Genomic DNA, 20889 nt, shown 5'->3' with positions numbered 1-20889 from the left:
GCCTTTTACCCGGTAATGATAAAGGTATTCCCCACTTCCAGTTCTTCAATTCCTGTCTTTTGAGGTGTGATTGACCTGACGTCACTGGTTGTTTCTATAAAATGATGATCTGCATTAACGGCAATGCTCCAGGGGTATCTGGGAACAATTTGTTTTTCGTCTTCACGGGGGCGTGTGTCATTGCCGGTAACCGTGTCAAAGAGTTCAAACCGGCTCTGGCTGTTTCCTGCAATCCTGAGCATTGAAAAATTGGTGACAAAATCCACACAGGCCTGTTCCCGGATATGCGACATCAGTTCTGACCGTCGGATACACCAGCCAAAGCGGGCTTTGTATCCTTCGTCTGTCCAGGGAGAAATAAAATCTGAAATAGCTTTGTTCAGTCTGCTTTTATTTCCCCATAAGTTTTCCCGGTTTTTAAATCGAACCGTACACCGTACCTGGATTTTTTCATAGACAGGGTTTTGGACTTCAATGGAAGCAAAAACAGATGCAAGTCTTTTTACATAAGATTTTATCCGGTTCAGGAGGATAGCGTTTGCAATAGGTTCAGGGTCTTTGGAAAAAGAGCGGTCCTTTTTTTTAAACCGGGGAATAACGGTGACAAGAAGATGCCCCGGTTGATTTTGAGTGTTAAATGTCTTGCAGTTGCTGCAGTTCCAGTGTTTTGTGTTGAGACACATCTGCCTTTGCTTCCAGCATTGCCAGGAGATGGAGTTGATGCCGGGAAAGCATTTTACTTTGAAAACTTCAGGGAATTTTTCAAGTATCAGCCGTTCGTAATCCCAGGGGGTGACGGCACGGTTTTTATGTTTGAGTCTCTCGCTTATTCTTGTTTTACGGGCGTGTTCCGTCTCTTTTGCCCTTCCGTTAAAGGCGGGTATCGGCTGGGTGATGCTGTTGATGCCGGGCAGGTTGGAAAGGGGCTGGTTGATGCTGCCGGGACCCAGAACACCGTCATGGGCTGCCGGGTCTTCAAGGGTGACGCCCACGGCATGGGTCTGTACGGAAAAGAGGGAACAGGCCCCGGTCAGGTACTTGTCTGCGCAGGCCCTGATCCAGTAGAGTTTTTCATCAAACAATGTATTGTCACAATTTATATCTTCCGGGATATCCAGGGTGACAATGCCTGATGAAAGAAATCCGCTGGTGGTATCTGAAACCACCTGTTTTCCGGTAAACTCTTTCCACTGATTGTCTTTAAGATAAAACCAGCGGACAAAAGGCATGGCATTTGTGGAATCTGCCCTGGAATCTTCAATCAGATGAAAGAACAGTGTCAGCCGTGAACCGGGTTCCAGCAAAGAGAGTCCGATAAAAAGGTTTCCATGTCCCTGTTTGTGATAATCCGGTATGACAAAACATTTTTTTTGTTTTGGCAAAGGATAAAGCGGCCTTATACCAAAGGGATGAAGACTGAACAAGGCTTCGCCCTGCCTGTCTGCGGATGAAGCGGTCAGGTCGGGTCTGATCAGTGAAAATGCCTTATAATTGGCCGTAATAGTGTTGACCATAGGTGTGTATGGAGGGTTTGGCATGGGTTTGGGCTTGGTAAACATAGGGGGCTTGGCATTGTGGACGAGTACGTTTGTCAGCAGAAAAGGGTATTCGCCGTGGCCAAAGGCCTGTTCAGGATCTGTGATGGTAAATTTAAAAAAACCGGATCGTGTTTTAATATCAAATCCATAGTCCTTTTCAGGGGTGGTGTTTGGGTCAAGCCTGGAAAGATCGATTCCCTTTGTTATCCATTGGGTTTTGCCGGCAATTTTTTTGTCTTTGTCGGTTGAGTTTCCCATAAGATCAATTCTGGGTTGTAGATCAGGGGCAGGCGGTTGCCACTGACCCTCCTGAAGAACTGAAACACCCGCCTTGAAAGACGTGTTGTCAATTCCCATGCCGTACTCCCGGTAATGGGTTTTGAATCCGCCCTTTGCCGGGGGCAGTTCACCCCATTCCAGTTCAATGTTAAAATCACTTGTTTTTTTAATGGAGGTTTCATAACTGCCGGCGATAAAATAGGAACCCACCGCAGGCATGGGGCCAAAGGGCTGAAAAGGGGTGTTGGGGTCAAGCCGTCCCAGATGATTATGCAAAATCAGATTTTTTATCCCGTTGACATGGGCATGGATCTCTATTTCTTTGATAAAATAATCTTCCAGGATAGAGCAGGGATATGCATATGTTTCATTGTTGACGGTAAAGCGTATGACGGGGAATTTTGTGTCATAGCCCTTGCCATGGATCTCCTCCGACCAGGGTACTATGGGCTGGATTTCGGAATCCAGTTCAAAGCTGATATCAAAATTGTTCGGGTCGCATTTTTTATCCACACGGTTGATGGCCGGCATATAGTCGGGAATATCGAGCCAACCGTCTTCCGTTGTAAGGCTGATATTGAAAATTTTTGAAAAAACCTTGAAAAATATATCTTCCGGGGTTGTTTCGATAAGGGAGGCTGCTTTTTCTAAAAAAAATGCAAAAAGCGCATCTTCTTTTAGCGCCTCTTTGTGCCGAGCCAGTTGAAGACAGACAAATACCTTGCGTTTGCCTTCCCTGAGCAGCAGAACCGGTGCTGCAACGGCAAAGCCAAGGGAGGCATTCTGCTGTGTTCCCGACATGGCCCTGTTGGCCTCAGCCCCGAATATGGGCCATCCGGTTTGTGTCTCATCCAAGTCCATGCTCTCCATCAGTGGAATCGTATTGATTCTTGCCGAAGTGATCATGTTCATGTCGGATTCCGGGGAGACAAGCCCGTCACGTTCATAGAACAGTGTTTTAAGAGACTCAACCCTTGCGGAGCCCACAACCAGATCGTTGTCTGAAAGATATGCCCGTGGATGATTGTTCTTGCCTTTTGGGGCGGAAAAACCTGTCCCCTTTGGCAGGAAAACATTTTCTGTCCCGGGGGCTTTTTTAAAGCAGAGATAGGCCTTGTCGGGAACAGGGTTCTGAACCCGGCATTTGAGTATCTCATTGTAATAAAAATCAAGGTGCCTACTGGTGAAGAGGTTCTGTTCCTCCTGAATTTTTTCAAACAGGCGAAGAAAGGCCAGATATAATCCTGTAGAAGGTGAATGGATCTGGCTTTTCAAAGATTTCTCCAGCAAAATGGCGGTATAGTCTTTTAAAAGCATAATGCCATTGTAAAAACTGTAAAAACAGGTGGTTAGAGAATGCAACCTGTCGTTATCGTTTTCCTCTGGGCTCTGATCTGCTACATGATCTTTTGTATGGCCGGTTTCATTGGTGTGCCAGATTGCCTTCAACCGTGTAAAATCAATTTGGTGGTTATCATCTCCTTTTTTTGAATTCGTATAAAGAGCCTGAAGCATGTTGAGATCCGGTCTCAGTTTTTTTTCAATCAAATGTCTGATTCTGCGGCAGCAATCCCTTGCCAGGTTATTATTGATCGTTAAAAGAGTTTCATACCAATAATTAATTTTTTCAGCCAGGCGATAATTTTGCAGAACCAGATTCCTGTTTTCCTTTTGTTTTGACAGATGGGTAAACCATGTCATCTGACGGTTTAAATCAAAACTGATTATCATTGCAAAGATAACGGCTTCATCAGACGAAAACAATTCCTTCCAGTTACCCTGGACTGTGTTTTCAAGGGTATAATAACTTAAACTGCTTGAAAAATCAGCGCCCATGCCGGCAAGGCTTTCTAATTTTAATTCATCTACATTGAAATACCCGGTTTCCAATGCCACGGGAAAACGGTGATTCTGGTCTGTGCCGTCACGAATTATCAGGTCTTTCATGGAAGGTTCATCCTAAATTTTGATATCCGTCCCTTCCTTGAAATAGAAAGGATAGACCATGTTGTTCCTGTTGTTTGTGCTTCTTATGGTATACTCAAGAAGGATATTGACAAACCCTTCATACTGGTTTTGAGTATCCACCCGGATGCTGTTCAACGTTATTCTGGGCTCAAAAAAAAGAACGGCCCGTTTTATAATATCTGAAATCAGGGTGATTGTGCCTGGATTGATATTATCAAATATCCGTGGTCTCAGGCCGCATCCAAAAGTCGGCTGCATGACCCGCTCTCCAGGTGAAGTGGACAGAATGATTTTCAGGCTTTCCATGATATCCGCTTCCTGGGATACCATTTTTGCCTGCCTTGTTTTGAGATCAAATTCCGGAGGAAATGCCCAACCTGTGCCCAGAAATGATTTGTTCATATCCATACCTCCTGTTTTGTTTTCCGGTCTTATCTGATGGTCTTATCAGCTGATCTTATTTTCCGCCGATTTTATCCGCCGATCATGACGGTGAAACATCCCAGGACGATACTCCCTCCGTGGGCCGTGGTATCCCCCACGCGTGCAGCCGGCTTTTTGCCGATCATAACCGTTGCAGACCCTTTGGCAATGGAGTCAGGGGGCCCTACGCAGGTGCAGCTGTCTCCCACCACGGCAGCAGGCAGTTTGCCAATGAGTACATTGGCCACGCCGGGACCGACCACCGGGCCTCCCACATGGGGAATGGGGGAGGGAAAGGCAGGGGTCTGCATGGGGCAGGTATGCATGTCTGTAATTCGTGCGGCTGGCGGCATAAACTTCTCCTTATATATTAATTGATCATCACCATGGCACCTTTGATGGTGGTATTCCCTGATGCGGAAAGTTCGGCAGAGGCGTTGGCCTTGGCAGCAAGACTGACTTTGGCCGTACTGTTTATATTCAGACCTTCCAGCTTGATGTCCATGTCAGAGCCGATTTCAACTCCCATGGCCCCGGCCATTTTGATTTTTCCCTTGGCTGAGACCTCTATGTCTTTTGGACTCTCCATTTTTATTCCGCTGCTGTTCAGTACGATTTTGTTACTGTTCTGATCCAGTATGCTGATGGATTTGTCCTCATCACTCAGGATGATTTTATTGCCGGAAGGAGTTTCAATGGTGATGATTTTCTTGTCATCATTGAATTCAAGTTTGAGTTCGCTCCGGGTCACAACTGCCTTGAAAAAATTATCATCATCAATGGTATAGGGCGGCGGGTTTTTGCTGCTGTAAAGGCTGCCCAGGATCACCGGGTGGCAGGGATCATTATTAAAATATCCCAACACCACCTCATCTCCTATTTCAGGCATGAAAAAAGACCCGATCCCGTTTGATCCGTAGAATTTTGCAATCCTGGCCCATACTCCCTGGGTTTCATTCTTCATCACCGGGACGGATACCTGTACCTTGTGTTCTTTTTCAGGATCATCACTGAGTTGTTTGACAATCCCGATCTGAAGCCCTTCAACTCCCGGCAAAAGTCCTGATGCCAAAGGGTAGATAATATCGGGTTTTCGGGTAAATAAATCCGGATCAAGCCCGAATTCAACCTCGGTAATCCAGTTGCCCGTGGGAAAAGAATGGGTGGCGCTGCTGATGAATACATCCCCGTTAAATCGGTTTCCCAGCTTATCCAGGGTCAAAATACCTCCGGGTTTGGCTTTTGCACTGCCCTGGAATTGTATTCTTCCCCGTATCCTCGCCAGCCCGGCCCTGAGCATGTGGGCATCTGCCCAGGTCTTGAGCCCGGTCTGATCCAGGGGGGCTGCAGCCTGGATGTTTAATGTGTCAAGCCCTATTACCCCGGCAAGATCACTGGAACTTAAATCTCCCTGGGTATTTAATTCGGGTTGGCTGCCTTCCTGCTCAACCGCTTTTTGGGAACTTGGATCCCAGGTGGTCCCTGTGACCTGTGACACCTGGGTTCTGGCATCCATCTGGGCGTCAAAGGAGATGATGTCAGTTCCGTAACTGATTTTCAGCTGGGCCTCAGCATCTGTCTTGGGAGAGGTTACTGATATTTTACCATCATCCACAATGACAATCAGCCCGTTGGCTTCTGCACGGGAAAGCATAAAATCCCAGTCCGTGCAATAATACTGAACAAGCTCTTTGTATGTGGTTTCAGTATTTTCAATTTCCTGGGATAATCCTTCGTACCCCTGGATGAGATTTGCGATGATATCACTGTCTTTTTTTTCCGTATAATTTGCATTTTTACGGCCAATGGTCATTTTTACGGATTTATCCCGGCATTCTATAATCAGCTGTGCCTGATTGTTGTTTCCGATTCTGATGCCGTGCTTGATCACGATTCCTTTAAAAATCGTCTCTGTCTCTTGCTCATACCCCGCATCAATAACAATTTCGCTGCCCGGCTTGAATTCATCGGAGTTGCTGACGGGAAAATCCCCATTGGCGATATCTCCGTCAGCCAGGACAATCCTTGCCTTGGGAACCTGGTTGACTCTTTTGTCTACCGTCAGTGAAATAATTTTACGGGTGCCGTCCATTTCATTGCCATTGCAGGAGATACTCAGACTGACTATACCGCTTCCTTCAATTTTAGGTGAGATTGCCATTGTTTACCTTAAAGGAGGAAACCAGATACGGGTGCCCGGTTTAATCCTTCTGAAATTAATAATGTTATTTGCCCTGGCAACCTTTGCGTAATAGGAGGCATCCTTATATATCCTGTAACACAGCAGGGGCAGGGTATCCCCATCCATGAAGGTCACGGCATGGGAAAGATCCGGGGAAGATTTGTTGGCTGTTTTGGCTTCTTCTTCTTTGCTGATAAAACTTTCAAAGAAAAGGGTAGTCCATGACCTTAAGGATTCTCCTTCAGAGTTGAACAGGATGTTTTCAGATTTCTGCGAACTAAGACGGCCGTAGAAAACCAGTTCACCCCAGAGTACCTGGACAACACTGGGTTCATGCTTGTCTCCTATATATTCATAGGTGATTTTATGAAGTTTTTGAAACAGGTCTTTCACAGACGGGGGAGATGATCCGGCACCTGGATATTGGACTGCACCGGTGCCGTCCAGCAGGATTTTAAATGAGAGCTTTTCAGGCTTGATGGCACTGAATTTCTGATCCGAACCCAGTTGTCCCATGGCCTTTGTCTGGTCATACTCTATGTAACGCTCCTGGGAATAATCCGTTGGATTAAGCATGACATCAAACCGGTTTTCATCGCCTTCCTGAACACTTATGATGCCGTCATCAACATTACACCTGGTAATGGAAAGTTTTTTTCTGTCTCCTTCAGGCATTTTTATTTATCTGTCCCATATCTTTGCGTCTCTTATCTTTCCATCTGGTTCTGGAAAATTTCCAGAACCATTTCCCGGCATTCTAAAAGTATCTGTTGTTTAAGTTTTTCCAGATCTTTTGAGATTTCCCGGGTATTGTCACGTTCCTGTTCTCTTAACTGACTTTTTTCGGACGGGTATGATCCGTACGGGTCGTCTCCTGTACTGGCTTTGACCACAATTTCATTGATTTCAATGACCATAATTGCCGTCTTCTCTTGTAAAATAATGATAGGTCAGCTCAATGGTTTCAATTGCCACATCGTTTTTGGTTGAATTGAAAGCATCAATCTGCCATTTTACCGGCAAGGCATTAACAACATTCCATGCCCTGCAGGGCTCACCTTGTTCATTCAGGAGGAATACATTCAGGCTCCTGGGTTCCACAGGTTTTGTAAAGTTCGGGCTCAAAATAGTACTGCACCAGGAGACAAGGGGCGATGACATGCCTGCCATGCCCCGCTTGAGAATCAAATTGTCATATTTGGGCGGTTTGGGGAGCTGGTAAAAAAAATTTCCTCCCCCTTCCGCCACTTTTTCATACTCTATGGTTGCATTGAGTCCTGAGACTTCCTGAAAGGACGTGTCCTGGCCCTGGAATGCCGTAAATTCAACTTTAAAATAAAAGGCCGGCGGCGGATAGTATCCGTTTGATTGAGATTTATCATGCATTGGCTATGGTGATGCCTTCATGGACAATCTCTATGCTTTCAATGGCCACTTCATTGCCTTCTGATTTAAGATCAGTGCCGGTTATCTTTGTGGGCCATGCATTGGCAAGTGTCCACACCATTGTGGGGGCTTTTGCCTCATCCAGCAGGCTGATGGTGATCGGCAACCGTTTAATGGTGTTCATCTTGATCTGGTTGAACCAGTCCCAGAATTTATTGTCTGATTTAAAAATTCCCTTTTTCATGGTAACATTCCCGGATTTTTTAATTCCCGGCATTTTGATAACTGAAAATTCCGGGCTGTCGCCATGTCTGTATTCAATGGGCTGGGCCTCGATATCAAGTCCTGAAACTTCCTGGAAAGACATGACTTGTGAATCCCATTTCACTTCAAAGTAAAATTTTGGCAAAGGCCAAACCGTTGTGGATTGTGCTGAACCGTCATCAGCCATAATATATCTCCTTTTACATATTGAATATTAGGGGGGGGGTAGTTATGATTTTTGCATTTGCTGCTGAAAGGTAATTTCGATAAATTCAGCAGGTCTGATAAGCGCCACAAGAACCGTGACCCTTAAAATGCCTTCAAGGATATCATCTCCGGTCATTGTTTCTCCCAGTCCCACATGGACACTGAACGCATCATCCGGGCTTGCCCCGGCAAGGCCCCCCCGTTTCCAGATACCGGTTAAAAAATTTCGTATCATGCTTTTGATGGTCACCCAGGTATTGGCCACATTGTTTTCAAACACATATGCTTTTGTGGCAAGTTTGATGGATTCCTCCAGCATTATCATGGTTCTTCGAACCTGAATATAACGCCAGTCCAGGCTGTTGCCGTCCAGGGTACGTCCTCCCCACACAAGGGTTCCTTCTCCGATAAAGGTCCTTATGGCATTGATGGATTTGCCCTGAGGCGTGACATTGAGATCTTCCTGGTCATCATGGGTAATGTTGACTGAAGGAGAGACCACCGAATTGAGACTGACATTTGCCGGGGCTTTCCAAACTCCTCTTGAATTGTCCACCATGGTGTATATGCCGGCCATGGCAGAACTGGGTGGCAAAAGGTTCAGCTTGGTCTTGATCTCATCTAAAATGGATTTAAAAAGAGCGCTGTTCTCAACCAGGGTTGTATTCAGCAACGATTTTTCGTCCGCATCCAGGTCAGGATCAATCATTTTCTTTAACTCAAGTGCCATCTGTGCTTTTTTGGGATCATCCGCACTTGCTTGGCTTATTCCCTTTTCCGTTTCAATAAGTGCCAGCAGGGTTTTTCTTGCCTCATCCGTAAAATTTTCAAATCCCAGATCCGTATCCTGGATTATGGTGGTATTTATCCAGGGATAATAGGCGGCTGAAAATTTAAGAAAATTTATTCCCAGTGCATTCCTGAAATTATCTATACAGCTACCTTCTTTTTCTCCTTTGTCAGGATCGGCTGAAAGATCTTTCCGGTCTTTATAACCCTTGTGGATATCCAGAATGGTAATTCTGTTTCTCATTTTATCGCCGCAATGCTGTAACGCTGCCTGCTGGACACTGATACAATTTTTATCATCCAGCAATACGGCTTCAGGGATGATAACCATCGTGGGTTCCTGCTCTTTAATCAGCAAATCTATGCCCTTTGTTAGTGTCTGTGCTTCCAGTTTCTGTTCATATCCGCCAACAGAAACAATATAACAAGGGCCTCCGCCATTTTGATAAAATAATTTCATGCAATAATAGAGCAGGTAATTTCCCTGTTCCAGTTTTAATCGATAGCCTTTTTTATCAAAATTAAAGTCCGAATCAGTCAGATCCTCTGGACCGGTAGCCGGAGCCGCTTCTTTTGCCGCGGCAGGAGCAGCCGTACCGTCCTGATTCTCTGTGCCGTCAGGAGCCGCTGTGCCGTCAGGAGCCTCCGGGGTGACAGGGTCTTTATTATCGACCGTGGCATTGATTTGGCTTATGCCGAACTTTGGGTCGGGGCCGCCACCGAAATACTGCTGGAATTCAACCATGGAAGAGATTTTCCATGGTTTGTTGACCAAATCTTTTTTGTCTTTTCTGGTTTCAGCAAACTGTGTATGCCCTATAAAAGCAGGGACAGCTGTTGCGACTTCAACGACCGAATTGGGGAAGGCATTTTTTTCTACAATATAAACACCCGGTGTTTTCATTGCTCCCATAATTACCTCTTTTTAAAAATTAAGGGTTGATAAAAATTTCTGAAACATATTCTTTTTTATTCTCTTTGTTCATTCTTTTGTTTGTCTGGTTCGGCGATGCAACAGGAAGTCGTTTGACAAGTATCCTGCTGATCGTTGCGGTTTGTTTTTTTAATTGAAACCGGCATAAAGGCATCTGGGTTAATGGTATGGGCTTGTCAGATTCAAAAACCAGGGCCTTCCGGTTACCGGGAATCAATGCATTGTCTTTTTGGGTAAAAATAATTTTATTATCCAGATCAACAATTGACAGGGTCTCTTTTGTGTATTTTCCCAAAAGGTAATATTTCCAAAAGGTTTTTCTGACGGGAAATTTAAGATAATATGATCTTGAATTAAACAAGGACCCGGATTCAGCCCCAAAATGAATGGATATGACACACAGAGGCCTGATCACCTTGTCGGATCGGGTTAAAAAGGGCAAAATGGGCTCTAATAAGGCTTTTTCTGAATTAAAAAACAGGATATTTTTTTGTGTAAAAGAAGGCAGTCCCGTGAAATTTTCAAATAATGGATTTTTTGAATAAACTTTAAAATTTAACAAGAGGGGGTCAAAAGGATCTGCGGCATAAAGGGTTAAAGCCTCTGTTCTTGTTTCATCAAAAAACATACTTATGCCTTCAGCTTCTTTTTTCAGAATTAAACCTGAATTGTTCATTATTTTTTCACAAGCATGGGTGGGCAAAAATTCAAGATCACCAGCAGGCGATCCTGAATAATATTCGTGCTTTACCAGAATTCTGAATAATAATTTATATGCTGACATAAACCTGCACTATAAGGTATTTACAGAGGTTGTTGGATCAGATGCCGACCAAACTTTTGCTTTTACATCCTCGGATTCAAAAGTGAGCATCTTTACCCGGTAAAGGACAGAAGGCAGGTATTTACCGCTTATGATGTTCCAGAGACTGCTCAGATCCTTCATATCCAGATTCTCAATATTCAGAATCATTTTATCTATTCTCGGATCAAGGTCGGGAGAATTCTGGCGGGTAAAGACAGGATTGTTCTGAAAAAAGCGGATGGTGTGGGACAAAAATTTTAAAGCTTCCGGATAATTCGGTCCCCCGAAATTTGCCGCAAACATGAGAAACAGATTTAAATGCAGAGGCGGGTATACAATGATTTGTTCCCTTGCATCCGTAAACCCGTTGCTCCTTAGATGAGAAGGGGTAACATCTTTTTCAATGTTAACAATGAACACCGCTATTTTGTTGTTTGCATTTACAGCAACACTTCCGTCCTGTTCCGTGATATTGGACATAAGGGCAATATCCTCGTTAAGACTGAATGTCCTTCCAAGATACTGGTTCAGCTCAAGGGTGATGTGACTGACTGCAGAATGGATCATTTCATGGTGTCCCATTATAAAGGTGTTGGCTGGCCTTCCGGCATAGTCCGGTCAGCCGGGGTGCTTAAAACCTTATGCGCACAGCTCCGCTCTTTTGGTTACAATATTTTTCGCAAAATTGTTTTCTTGATATGCTCACATGAAGGTAATCTTTCAAGCTTTATGTGATAAACGGCAGGAATCTTGTGATGAACGGTTAAAAAGAGTTTTAAAAAAGGGTCTATCAATCCATGTAAATGAATAATGAGGTGAAATAAACAATTAAAGGGTATCCGGCAGGATAATGATAATGCTTACCTGTCCGTCATTTGTTTGTTTTTTTATGCATTGCCGGCCTGAATAAAATTTATTCAATCTTTCTTTGATGTTTTTGAGACCAATGCCTGTGTGTCCCCCTTTATTAAAAGGGCTTATCCAGAAACCCGTGTTGGATATTCGGATAAAAATTTCATCGGTATTATGGGTTTTTATTGTTATTTTTACTTCAAGAAAATCCGGGCTGGTCAGGGTGCCGTATTTGATCGCATTTTCAACAAGGGGCTGAAGAACAAAGGCAGGTATGATGACGTTTTTAACTTCCGGTTTGATTTCAACACAAATATTTATGTAATCTCCAAATCGCATTTTTTCCATAAACAGATAGTGTTGTATGAAAGAAATCTCTTGGTCTACTGTAAGGCGATTTTGTGTCCCATGGGAAAGGGAAAGCCTGCAAAATTCAGCCAGATGGGAAATCATCTGGCCGGCGGCTTTTTTATCGCTGAAAACAGCACCTCGAATGGATGACAGCGCATTAAAGAGAAAATGAGGGTTGATCTGGTAACGAAGTTTTTCCAGTCTTTCTTTTTCCGCCATGAGCCGGGCGGTTTCTTTTTTTTGTTTTTGCCGTTGTACTTCCTTTTCCAGGTCTCTGTTGGTTTTAACAATTTTATTGGCCTGAAGTAACTCCAGCTGACATCGGACTCTTGCAATAAGTTCATGTTTGGAAAAAGGTTTTAAAAGATAATCATTGGCTCCCAATTGGTGGGTCTCCAACAGTTCATCCGTTCTTCTTTCTTTGGTCAACATGATAATCGGCAGTTCAGAGGAAGAAAAAAAATTTCTCAATATACGGCATACTTCATAACCTGATAAGCCTGGCATAACAATATCCAGGAGAATAAGCCGGGGGATTTGTCCTGATTTAATCCTTTCTATGGCATTCAGACCGTTTGATACGGTTTGACATATGATATTTTCCCGTAAAAGAACGGTTTTAACAAAGTAACGGTTGTCTGGATCATCATCTACAACCAGCACATGGTAATCTTCGCGGGACTCAAGGCCACCAGGGTTGAATAAAAAGTCCGGCATTGTAGTTTTACAGACGGGAGGCTTTGCTTGAACAGCCTGGCCTGACAGGAAAGATCTATTATTGTTCATTGTTCTGAAGTCATTTTTTTTATTTTTGTTTTCAGGCTGGATACCATACGTCTGCTCACAGTAAAACTTTTGTCCCGATTAAAGAGAAAGATATGAAAGGAACCGTCTTTTTCATGGAGCATGCTTTTTATATATTTCATATTAATAATGGTGGACCTGTGGATGCGGAAAAAACAGGATTCAGGAAGAAGGGATTCCCATTCGGAAAGTGTTTTTCTGCAAACCAATTGTTCATTGTTTTTTAAATGAACACAGATGTAATTGCCCCCTATGGATGAAATAACAATGATTTCATCCGGGGAAACAAACTGATAACCGGAATTTAGATTGACAAGAACTCGATGATCAAAGTTTCTTGAAACTGGGCTTTTTATCTCGGGTTCGAGCCGCATAAGGGTTTTGTCAAGGCGATCCGGGCAAACCGGTTTGAGCAGATAATCAAGGGCATTTACTTCAAATGCGCGTATGGCATATTCATCATGACCGGTGATAAACACAATTTTTGCAGATGGATTAATAAAGGGAATCAGGTCAAATCCAGTTCCTCCGCTCAGGCAGATATCAAGAAAAACCAGGTCAAACCTGTTTTGGGATAATTTTTTTCTGGCCTCGGCAAGACTTCCTGCCTGGCTTGTAACAACAACCTTTTTATATGATAATAACATATTGGAAATATCCTTTCGGACAAAAGGTTCATCATCAATAATTATTGTTTTCAGTGTCATTGCAAAAATTCTCCAATTGTGGGTTTCGTAAATTGAGTAAGCGAAAGAAAATTATTACCATACATATACTTCATCAATAAAATGTGATCAGGGTCAGTAAATATCCTGGCCCCAAGGTCCGGGATATTTGCTTGACATCTTTGGCACGATTAGTTTATTCGTTATGGATTGACATAGGGGAGCCGGCCTTTGACAGAATAAAAAAAAACAGCCCGGCTTTCACCAAGTGTTAAGGTGTGTTCGTTTAACTTAAAATCAGATAGTTGGCGGGTTAAAGAACAAGAGAAATTAAATGATTTGAAGGTATCTGTTTTTCAGTTTCAATGGAAAAGCATTCAGGCATTGGCAGGTATAGTGAAACGTACCATGGATTTTTCTGTTACCATTTTTAGACGGCATGGTTTATGTCTCTGCTGAAAATGGTGACTGCGAAGTTCCCTGGGTGTTTATCTGAAAGAACTTTTAACCTGCTGAAATTAAAACTCTTTCATTGTTTGTTGTGGCAGAGTGATCTGTCATGGCCTTTATTGCAATGATAGCCGGCATCACCTGAAAATGCCTACCTCCGGGTTTTAAACCGGGCCTCTCCGGCTTCAAGCTGATCAAAGATCGCAAGATAGGTGGCATACCGTTCCCGGGTAATTTTTTTGCTTTCAACCAATTGCAACACGGCGCAGCCCGGTTCGGTGCGGTGTCGGCAATCCCGGAAACGGCAGCGGCTCTCCATAGCGTCTTCAAACCCTGGAAAATACCCTGCAAGATCCTCTGTCGAGATATCCACCAGCCCGAACTCGTTGAAGCCAGGTGTGTCCACAAGTTCTCCCCCGCCCGGCAGTGAATGAAGTGTGGAAACCGTTGTGGTATTGCAGCCTCTTTTGCCTGCCTCATAGAGCCGGCCGATTTGGAGATCCAGTGTCGGGCAGATGGCATTTAGCAGGCTGCTTTTGCCCACCCCTGTGATGCCCACAAAAAAGCTTCTGAACCCCTGTCCCAAAAACAAGGTTAACTCGTCAAGCCCTTCTCCTGTAGACGAGCTTACAGCAAAAATATCCACGATTCCTGTGTAGGTGTTTCTAATTTTAGCAATAAAGGGTTCTGAACCTTCAAGATCTTTCTTGTTGATCACCAGTATCGGCGTCAGGTCGGCCTCTCTTGCGGCAACAATTGCCTGGTCAATATATCCGGGTGTCGGCAAAGGCAGGTGTGAAATCACCACGCCGAGAACATCCAGGTTGGCTCCGATAATTCGGACACTGCCCCGGGAATCCCTTCTGCAAAGTTGAGTTTTACGCGGCAGCCGGGTAAGGCGTTGATCCTGCACTGCCACGTTGTCGCCGACAACATGACCGGCGCGCCTTTTCACCTTTACTTTCCGCCGTTCTCCCGATGCAAACAATATATCCACGGCAATGCCATGGTGGGCAACGATCACACCCTTTGGGCCAGGAGAAGGACTCGGGGAGTTGTTTTGCTTGATTTTCAAATGTTAATCTCCATTACTCATGTCTGTGGACAATAAAGTTACGCCCCTTGATCTTGTTTCTAAAGAGCGCTTTTTGAGCTTTATCAGCCATGGTGCGCTCAATGGCAACGTAGGAATAAAACTCAAAGCAGTCGATTTTGCCCACGTAGCTTCCGTCGATTCCGGCATCCTTGGTCAAAGCACCCAGGATATCTCCAGGCCGAAGTTTGGCTTTTCGCCCACCATTGATGGAGAAGGTCACCATGGCAGGGGTGGCGCGCTTTTCGGTTGCGGGCTCAAGATTCTCTATATCAGATACCTCAAAAGCCGTGCCCATAAGGGTGTTTATTTCTTCGAGTCTGAAGCGTTCTTTGGGCGTCATAAGGGAAAAAGCCATTCCCTCTTTTCCGGCCCGGCCTGTCCGGCCTATGCGGTGGATATACACCTCCGGCTCAAACGGGAGGTCAAAATTGATTACCGCACTCAAACCTGAGATATCAAGTCCCCTGGCTGCCACGTCCGTGGCTACCAGAATGGGGGTGCTGCCGTTGGAAAAGCGCACCAATATTTGGGTTCGATCCTTCTGTTCAAGGTCTCCGTGAATGGCCAGAGATGAAAACCCTTTTGCCTCAAGGAACTTTGAAAGAGACTTGCACTGCAATTTGGTGTTGCAGAAAATCAGTGCTGATGCCGGTTTATATGCATCTAAAATCTGAGCCGTAACAACGGGCTTCCATTCCCACCCGGCTTCGAAGAAATATTGCCTAATAACGTTTTCTTCGTGTTCAACATCCACCACCACCTGATGCGCGTTTTTCTGAAACCGAGTACTTAAGTCAAGGATCGGCTTTGGAAATGTAGCGGAAAAAAGAAGGGTCTGACGATGTTTTGGAACATAACCCATAATCATTTCAATGCTGTCGGCAAAACCAACATCCAGCATTCTGTCCGCTTCGTCCAGAACAAGTGTTGTGACATGATCAAGATTCATTGTTTTGCGTTTTAAATGCTGTTCAATACGCCCTGGAGTTCCCACCACAATATGTCCCTGATGCTCCAGAGAAATCTGCTGGGGTAAAAAGGGCACTCCGCCGCAGATGGTTACAATCTTGATATTGTGTTTAAACCGGGCTATGCGCCGCAGCTCGCCTGCCACCTGTTCTGCCAGTTCGCGGGTGGGACACATCACCAGGGCTTGCACTCTGAAGCGCTTTACATTCAGGTTGTGCAGCAATCCTATGCCAAAGGCTGCGGTTTTTCCACTACCTGTCTTGGCCTGGGCCAGCAGGTCTTCTCCTTTAAGCACATGGGGCAAACTCCCCGCCTGAACCGGAGTCATCTCCTGGTATCCCAGGGTCTCCAGGTTTTCGATCATTGGCTTGGTTAATGGTAACGCGGTAAAAGCTTTCATAAACCCCTTTTTTTATTTAATACAGACCTGCAAGGCCTTTTGTGTTCTTTTATCACACCCAGCGGTGATTGAATTGTAAATATAGCAGGCAAATCATAGATATACAATAAAAGTAACTGTCTGCAGGTTCATCAGATCTGGATTTGATTTTATGTCTGGCTTTCTTTTCCTGACCAAATCAATTGCGATGTCACTTTTTTTTGTGTCATCTGTGATTTTAATTTTGAACATCTGCGGCTTGTACTTCAGCATGTTTTTGTGGAAAGATATGCATGCATCCTGCCCGGGTTTCTGGATGACATACATCTGCCGGCAATTTTTATTTCGGATAAAAGCTTTATTGTCGTTGACTCAGCCATTAATGGGGATTAAACTCGAGCGGCTCTAATCAGTTGAAATTATAAATATTTTAAAATTTGTTTGAGTTCTTTGAATATTTTAATGAGTTCTTAACGGCTTAACGGAGAACAAACTCAACTGTCAATTGGCTTTGATGTGATTTGTCATAATATAAAACCTAAAAAAAATATGGGGTCATTTAAGAAATGGCAGCTCTGTTTTTATTAATTTAAGGATTCAAAATGATCAAACAGATAACCCTGAGAGTTTCTTCGGAGTCTGTTCATGACTCCAAGGCACTGAAAAAAGCTGCTGCAAAAGTTTTAAAGATTCCTGTTGATGCCATTGATGCCGTTCAGACCCGGAGGTGTTCTCTGGATGCAAGGAGCAAAATGCCTGTGTTCGAGCTTCAGGTATTGGTCTACTCAGGCGAGCCTGTTAAGGATCTTTTGATACCGGTCAGCTTTAAACCGGTTAGCAGTGCAAAAAAAATCATTGTTGTAGGAAGCGGGCCGGCCGGTCTTTTTGCAGCACTTAGATTGATTGAACATGGCATTATTCCCGTTGTCCTGGAAAGGGGAAAGGATGTTAAACAAAGGCGATTTGACCTGAAAACCATCAATGCCGACGGGATCTGCAATCAGGATTCCAATTATTGTTTTGGTGAAGGTGGAGCAGGCACTTACAGCGATGGCAAGCTCTATACCCGGTCAACAAAACGGGGGAATGTTGGAAGGATGCTTTCCATTCTTGTTCAGCATGGCGCAAATCAGGATATTCTGGTCAATGCTCACCCGCATATCGGGTCCAACAAGCTGCCAGGGATTATAAAATCCATAAGGAACACGATCTTGTCCTGTAATGGTGAGATTCATTTCAACACTCGAGTGAAAGATCTTATCATGGAGCATGACAGGATCAAGGGTGTCAGAACCGATAACGACGAATTTCTTGCCGATGGTGTGATTCTTGCCACAGGCCATTCTGCAAGAGATGTTTATATGATGCTGGACCGATGCGGCATTGCCCTTGAATCAAAACCCTTTGCAATGGGTGTCAGAGTGGAACATCCCCAGGAGATTATCAATTTTATGCAGTATGGGAAAAATGCCAAAAGCCATGATCTTCCCGCCGCCAGCTATTCGTTTTCTTGTCAGGTTGGCAAAACAGGGGTTTATTCTTTCTGCATGTGTCCTGGCGGAATGCTTGTCCCTGCAGCCACAAGTCCCGGAGAACTGGTGTTGAACGGGATGTCGAATTCTTATAGGAATCTGTCTCGTGCCAATGCCGGAATGGTTGTAACCATTGATGCATCCCTGCATGAAAAATACAGCCGACACAAATATTTTTCAGGCATTGAGCTTCAAAAGGAGTTGGAAAAGAAGGCTTTTGAAGCAGGTGGCAAAACTCTTGCAGCGCCTGCCCAGCGTTTGACGGATTTTCTGGAAGACAAGCTTTCTGCAGAATTACCCAAAACCTCCTATATTCCAGGAGCAGTCAGTTATCCTTTAAGCAAAGTCCTGGGACCGGTTATCACAGAAGTCCTTAAATCCGGCTTTGGTATTTTTAACCGGCAAAAAAAAGGGTATGTCACCCGGGAAGCTGTGGTACTGGCTGTGGAAAGTCGTACCAGTTCTCCGGTCAGGATTCCAAGGATTCAGAATACACGAATGCACCCCCAGGTTGTGGGATTATTCCCGGTCGGTGAAGGTGCGGGGTATGCAGGCGGTATTGTATCCTCTGCTCTTGACGGCGAAGCCGGTGCTGACGCAGCATCGGCCTTATTATAGCAAGGCAATGTTTTTTACGGTACTGCTTGGAATGAGCAGGGAGGCACAGGTGTCTAAAAATGGGGGCAGAGGCAATGAACATGCGATGAATTTTGCTGTTGATTTGTATATTAAAAAAGAATGTTTATATTCAGAAATACTTAGAAATTGACAGGATGTCTGATCGAAAATGGACAAGGACGGGATATATTATGCCTGAACTGAATTTAGATATTATTGTTGTTACGGCTATCCTGATAGCGTCATTAAGCCTTCTGATAACTGAGAAAATAGCGGTTGATAAGACTGCCATTGGCATTATGGTTGCCCTTGCAATTACTGGCATCCTAAGCCCTGGTGAAACTATTTCCGGCTTTGCAAACCCTGCTGTGATCACTGTGGGGGCAATGTTTCTTTTAAGTCATGGCCTGATTCGGACAGGTGCGGTTGGGTTTATCAGCGAGCGTATTTTGCATTTTTCAAAAGGGAACAAAACCCGCGCCGTCTTTCTTATTCTCTCAACCGTCGCTCTGGCCTCTGCCTTTATAAACAACACCCCGGTAGTTGTCTTGTTTATCCCCATTGTTATGGGGTTGAGCTGTGAGTGCGATTTCTCACCTTCCAAGCTGCTGATTCCACTATCTTATGTGTCGATTCTTGCCGGCACTTGCACCCTGATCGGCACCTCCACCAACATTATTGTCAGTGACCTTTCAACACAATTTGGCTTTGAGCCGCTTTCCATGTTTGAACTCAGCCAGGTAGGCATTCCCATCGCAATTATTGGGATTGTTTTTTTGATTTTTATCTCTCCGAGAATATTACCCGGGCGAACAGCACCGGTCTGTGAACTGGATGAAACAAAATCAAACCGATATATTGCCGAGCTGATTGTTTCCCAAAACAGTCCCTTGATCGGTGAAGAACACATCATTGAATATGCCCGGGAGCAACTGGGCCTGAGTGTCATTGAAGTGTTTCGGAATGGAAATATTTTTGATCCCGTCCGAAGCCCGCTTACCGTCAAACAAGAGGATATTCTTCTTGTTAAAGGCTCTGCGGAAGATATTGTTTCATGCCTGAAAAAGCAGATCATGGAACTGGCACATGGAGAGGAAAACATGGCCTTCGGACACGGTCTTAAGGACGACCTGATTGTTGAATTGATTGTACCGCCCATGTCTGGATTGCTGCGGGAAAAACTATTGTCTACTGAACTTCAAAATGATCCGGAAATTAAGATTATCGCTATCCGGACCCGTCGTCACCATTATTCATACCGAAAGATAACAACGGTAAAGCTTAAAGTCGGCGATACCATACTGGTGCGCTGTCCCAGGGAAAAGCTTTCCAAAATACGAAATTCCAATGAATTTATTGTCATTGAAGATATTCACTATTCCATGATTGATACAGAAAAAGCCCGAATGGCAGCCCTTATATTTGTAGGTGTGGTATTCTGTGCATCAACCGGCCTTGCAGATATACTTGTCTGTTCTCTTGCGGGAGTATTCTTAATGACACTCACCAATTGTCTTCGCTTAAAAGATGCCTATCGTTCCCTGGAATCCGAAGTTTTGCTGCTGATTGTCGGCACGATTGCCCTGGGGGTTGCCATGCAGAAAACCGGTGCAACACAGCTTTATGCCGATGCATTTTTAAGCCTTTTTGACGGCAAAAGTCCCCATGCTGTTCTTCTCGGGGTGATTTTTCTTTCCAGCTTCTGTACACATATATTGAGCAATAATGCCACGGCCGTTCTTTTGCTGCCCATTGCCGTGACGACTGCAGCGTCATTTGGTGTCGATCCCCGACCTTTTATAATTGGTATCTGCTTTGGTGCCAGTGCCTGTTTTGCAACTCCCATCGGGTATCAGACCAATTTACTGGTATACGGCCCCGGGCGTTACCGGTTTTCAGATTACATAAAAATAGGGCTGCCGCTGAATATAATTGTGATTGTCCTTTCTTCTATTTTGATCCCTTTTTTCTGGCCTTTTTGAAACATCTTCTTTTGATCGGAAGAAAATACCTTATTAATTAAACTTTTGATACAAACTGACACCCTGTAGAAAAGTGCCAGCTTTTCCTGTGCCCCGGCACACTCTCCCCCAATACGTTTGAGAAGCATAAAATCATTTTTATCGGAAATTCCAAGTTGTTTCGCGATTAATATTCTAACGGCAGCTTCAGGTAACAGATTGGAAAAAAATGATTTTACTTTGTTATGTGGAAAAATTTCTTCCTGCATCGGCAAAGAAATTGATATTTGAAACGCATCAGGTGATGTCAACCATTTCTTAGAATATTGAAATGGAAACTGCCTCCTGTCATTAATGCTTAGGGAACCGACTCTGGTTTGTTCAAAAAAAACATTCAAGGTATCCAATATCAGCGATCTCCACGTTTAATGAGATGG

19 protein-coding genes are annotated in these 20889 nt (G+C 44.3%); 3 read left to right on the top strand and 16 right to left on the bottom strand.

Going from position 1 to position 20889, the window contains the following annotated elements; genetic code table 11:
• Positions 1–5 precede the first annotated feature (5 nt).
• The 13 genes from BLT94_RS18785 to BLT94_RS18725 all read right to left on the bottom strand — a co-directional run bounded on the left by BLT94_RS18785 (position 6) and on the right by BLT94_RS18725 (position 13489).
• Positions 6–3764, bottom strand: a complete 3759-nt coding sequence (locus tag BLT94_RS18785; protein WP_092237554.1) for a baseplate J/gp47 family protein — start codon at positions 3762–3764, stop codon at positions 6–8.
• A 12-nt stretch (positions 3765–3776) separates the two neighbouring features.
• Positions 3777–4187 (bottom strand): GPW/gp25 family protein, encoded by a 411-nt coding sequence (locus BLT94_RS18780; RefSeq protein ID WP_245743184.1) that lies wholly within the window; start codon positions 4185–4187, stop codon positions 3777–3779.
• 71 nt (positions 4188–4258) lie between these two features.
• A complete protein-coding gene (locus tag BLT94_RS18775; protein ID WP_092237548.1) occupies positions 4259–4561 on the bottom strand; it encodes a PAAR domain-containing protein in 303 nt (100 codons plus the stop codon).
• Between the two features lie 17 nt (positions 4562–4578).
• A complete protein-coding gene (vgrG, locus tag BLT94_RS18770; protein ID WP_092237545.1) occupies positions 4579–6369 on the bottom strand; it encodes a type VI secretion system tip protein VgrG in 1791 nt (596 codons plus the stop codon).
• A gap of 3 nt (positions 6370–6372) precedes the next feature.
• Positions 6373–7065 (bottom strand): CIS tube protein, encoded by a 693-nt coding sequence (locus tag BLT94_RS18765; RefSeq protein ID WP_092237542.1) that lies wholly within the window; start codon positions 7063–7065, stop codon positions 6373–6375.
• Positions 7066–7097: 32 nt separating this feature from the next.
• Positions 7098–7307 carry a DUF5908 family protein gene (locus BLT94_RS18760; RefSeq protein WP_092237539.1) on the bottom strand — a complete coding sequence of 70 codons (210 nt, stop codon included), beginning with the start codon at positions 7305–7307 and terminating at the stop codon, positions 7098–7100.
• On the bottom strand, positions 7297–7776 hold the full coding sequence (locus BLT94_RS18755) for a phage tail protein (protein WP_092237536.1): 480 nt from the start codon (positions 7774–7776) through the stop codon (positions 7297–7299). Before BLT94_RS18755 ends, BLT94_RS18760 begins: the two co-directional genes overlap by 11 nt.
• Positions 7769–8227 carry a phage tail protein gene (locus BLT94_RS18750; protein WP_092237533.1) on the bottom strand — a complete coding sequence of 153 codons (459 nt, stop codon included), beginning with the start codon at positions 8225–8227 and terminating at the stop codon, positions 7769–7771. Before BLT94_RS18750 ends, BLT94_RS18755 begins: the two co-directional genes overlap by 8 nt.
• 42 nt (positions 8228–8269) lie before the next feature.
• On the bottom strand, positions 8270–9949 hold the full coding sequence (locus BLT94_RS22405) for a phage tail sheath family protein (RefSeq protein ID WP_092237530.1): 1680 nt from the start codon (positions 9947–9949) through the stop codon (positions 8270–8272).
• 19 nt (positions 9950–9968) lie between these two features.
• Complete coding sequence (locus BLT94_RS18740; RefSeq protein ID WP_092237527.1) at positions 9969–10754, bottom strand: hypothetical protein; 786 nt, start codon at positions 10752–10754, stop codon at positions 9969–9971.
• Positions 10755–10763: 9 nt separating this feature from the next.
• Positions 10764–11342 (bottom strand): DUF4255 domain-containing protein, encoded by a 579-nt coding sequence (locus BLT94_RS18735; RefSeq protein WP_014958097.1) that lies wholly within the window; start codon positions 11340–11342, stop codon positions 10764–10766.
• Between the two features lie 261 nt (positions 11343–11603).
• Positions 11604–12764 (bottom strand): response regulator, encoded by a 1161-nt coding sequence (locus tag BLT94_RS18730; RefSeq protein ID WP_092237525.1) that lies wholly within the window; start codon positions 12762–12764, stop codon positions 11604–11606.
• A complete protein-coding gene (locus BLT94_RS18725; RefSeq protein WP_014958095.1) occupies positions 12761–13489 on the bottom strand; it encodes a LytR/AlgR family response regulator transcription factor in 729 nt (242 codons plus the stop codon). The genes BLT94_RS18730 and BLT94_RS18725 overlap by 4 nt, the downstream gene beginning before the upstream one ends.
• 234 nt (positions 13490–13723) lie before the next feature.
• Between BLT94_RS18725 and BLT94_RS22695 the strand changes: the two genes are divergently transcribed.
• Positions 13724–13906, top strand: coding sequence for a YaeQ family protein (locus BLT94_RS22695; protein WP_083863673.1), 183 nt, complete (start codon positions 13724–13726; stop codon positions 13904–13906).
• Between the two features lie 142 nt (positions 13907–14048).
• Here the strand turns inward: BLT94_RS22695 and rsgA are convergent, their stop codons facing one another.
• Both rsgA and dbpA read right to left on the bottom strand, forming a co-directional pair.
• On the bottom strand, positions 14049–14972 hold the full coding sequence (rsgA, locus tag BLT94_RS18715) for a ribosome small subunit-dependent GTPase A (RefSeq protein ID WP_092237523.1): 924 nt from the start codon (positions 14970–14972) through the stop codon (positions 14049–14051).
• Positions 14973–14985: 13 nt separating this feature from the next.
• Positions 14986–16362, bottom strand: a complete 1377-nt coding sequence (gene dbpA / locus BLT94_RS18710; RefSeq protein ID WP_092237521.1) for an ATP-dependent RNA helicase DbpA — start codon at positions 16360–16362, stop codon at positions 14986–14988.
• Between the two features lie 581 nt (positions 16363–16943).
• On the opposite strand from dbpA, the gene BLT94_RS18705 reads away from it, so the two are divergent.
• Entirely contained in the window at positions 16944–18491 is a 1548-nt protein-coding gene (locus tag BLT94_RS18705; RefSeq protein ID WP_092237519.1) for an NAD(P)/FAD-dependent oxidoreductase, read from the top strand.
• A 191-nt stretch (positions 18492–18682) separates the two neighbouring features.
• Complete coding sequence (locus tag BLT94_RS18700; RefSeq protein ID WP_014958091.1) at positions 18683–20473, top strand: SLC13 family permease; 1791 nt, start codon at positions 18683–18685, stop codon at positions 20471–20473.
• Here BLT94_RS18700 and BLT94_RS22690 read toward each other — a convergent pair.
• Entirely contained in the window at positions 20392–20850 is a 459-nt protein-coding gene (locus BLT94_RS22690; RefSeq protein WP_407641566.1) for a HipA N-terminal domain-containing protein, read from the bottom strand. The genes BLT94_RS18700 and BLT94_RS22690 overlap by 82 nt on opposite strands.
• Positions 20851–20889 lie beyond the last annotated feature (39 nt).

It is taken from the genome of Desulfobacula phenolica, assembly GCF_900105645.1.
GTDB classification, from domain to species: Bacteria; Desulfobacterota; Desulfobacteria; order Desulfobacterales; family Desulfobacteraceae; genus Desulfobacula; species Desulfobacula toluolica.
The sequence above is the reverse complement of the archived record's forward strand: the minus strand, read 5'-3'. Positions and strand labels throughout refer to the sequence as shown.

Coding starts and splice junctions, on each gene's coding strand:
- BLT94_RS18725 (WP_014958095.1), bottom strand. CDS start 13,489: ATGACACTGAAAACAATAATTATTGATGATGAACCTTTTGTCCGAAAG.
- BLT94_RS18730 (WP_092237525.1), bottom strand. CDS start 12,764: ATGAACAATAATAGATCTTTCCTGTCAGGCCAGGCTGTTCAAGCAAAG.
- vgrG (WP_092237545.1), bottom strand. CDS start 6,369: ATGGCAATCTCACCTAAAATTGAAGGAAGCGGTATAGTCAGTCTGAGT.
- BLT94_RS18760 (WP_092237539.1), bottom strand. CDS start 7,307: ATGGTCATTGAAATCAATGAAATTGTGGTCAAAGCCAGTACAGGAGAC.
- BLT94_RS22405 (WP_092237530.1), bottom strand. CDS start 9,949: ATGGGAGCAATGAAAACACCGGGTGTTTATATTGTAGAAAAAAATGCC.
- BLT94_RS18755 (WP_092237536.1), bottom strand. CDS start 7,776: ATGCATGATAAATCTCAATCAAACGGATACTATCCGCCGCCGGCCTTT.
- BLT94_RS18775 (WP_092237548.1), bottom strand. CDS start 4,561: ATGCCGCCAGCCGCACGAATTACAGACATGCATACCTGCCCCATGCAG.
- BLT94_RS18765 (WP_092237542.1), bottom strand. CDS start 7,065: ATGCCTGAAGGAGACAGAAAAAAACTTTCCATTACCAGGTGTAATGTT.
- dbpA (WP_092237521.1), bottom strand. CDS start 16,362: ATGAAAGCTTTTACCGCGTTACCATTAACCAAGCCAATGATCGAAAAC.
- BLT94_RS18740 (WP_092237527.1), bottom strand. CDS start 10,754: ATGTCAGCATATAAATTATTATTCAGAATTCTGGTAAAGCACGAATAT.
- BLT94_RS18780 (WP_245743184.1), bottom strand. CDS start 4,187: ATGAACAAATCATTTCTGGGCACAGGTTGGGCATTTCCTCCGGAATTT.
- BLT94_RS18785 (WP_092237554.1), bottom strand. CDS start 3,764: ATGAAAGACCTGATAATTCGTGACGGCACAGACCAGAATCACCGTTTT.
- BLT94_RS18750 (WP_092237533.1), bottom strand. CDS start 8,227: ATGGCTGATGACGGTTCAGCACAATCCACAACGGTTTGGCCTTTGCCA.
- BLT94_RS18735 (WP_014958097.1), bottom strand. CDS start 11,342: ATGATCCATTCTGCAGTCAGTCACATCACCCTTGAGCTGAACCAGTAT.
- BLT94_RS18705 (WP_092237519.1), top strand. CDS start 16,944: ATGATCAAACAGATAACCCTGAGAGTTTCTTCGGAGTCTGTTCATGAC.
- BLT94_RS18700 (WP_014958091.1), top strand. CDS start 18,683: ATGCCTGAACTGAATTTAGATATTATTGTTGTTACGGCTATCCTGATA.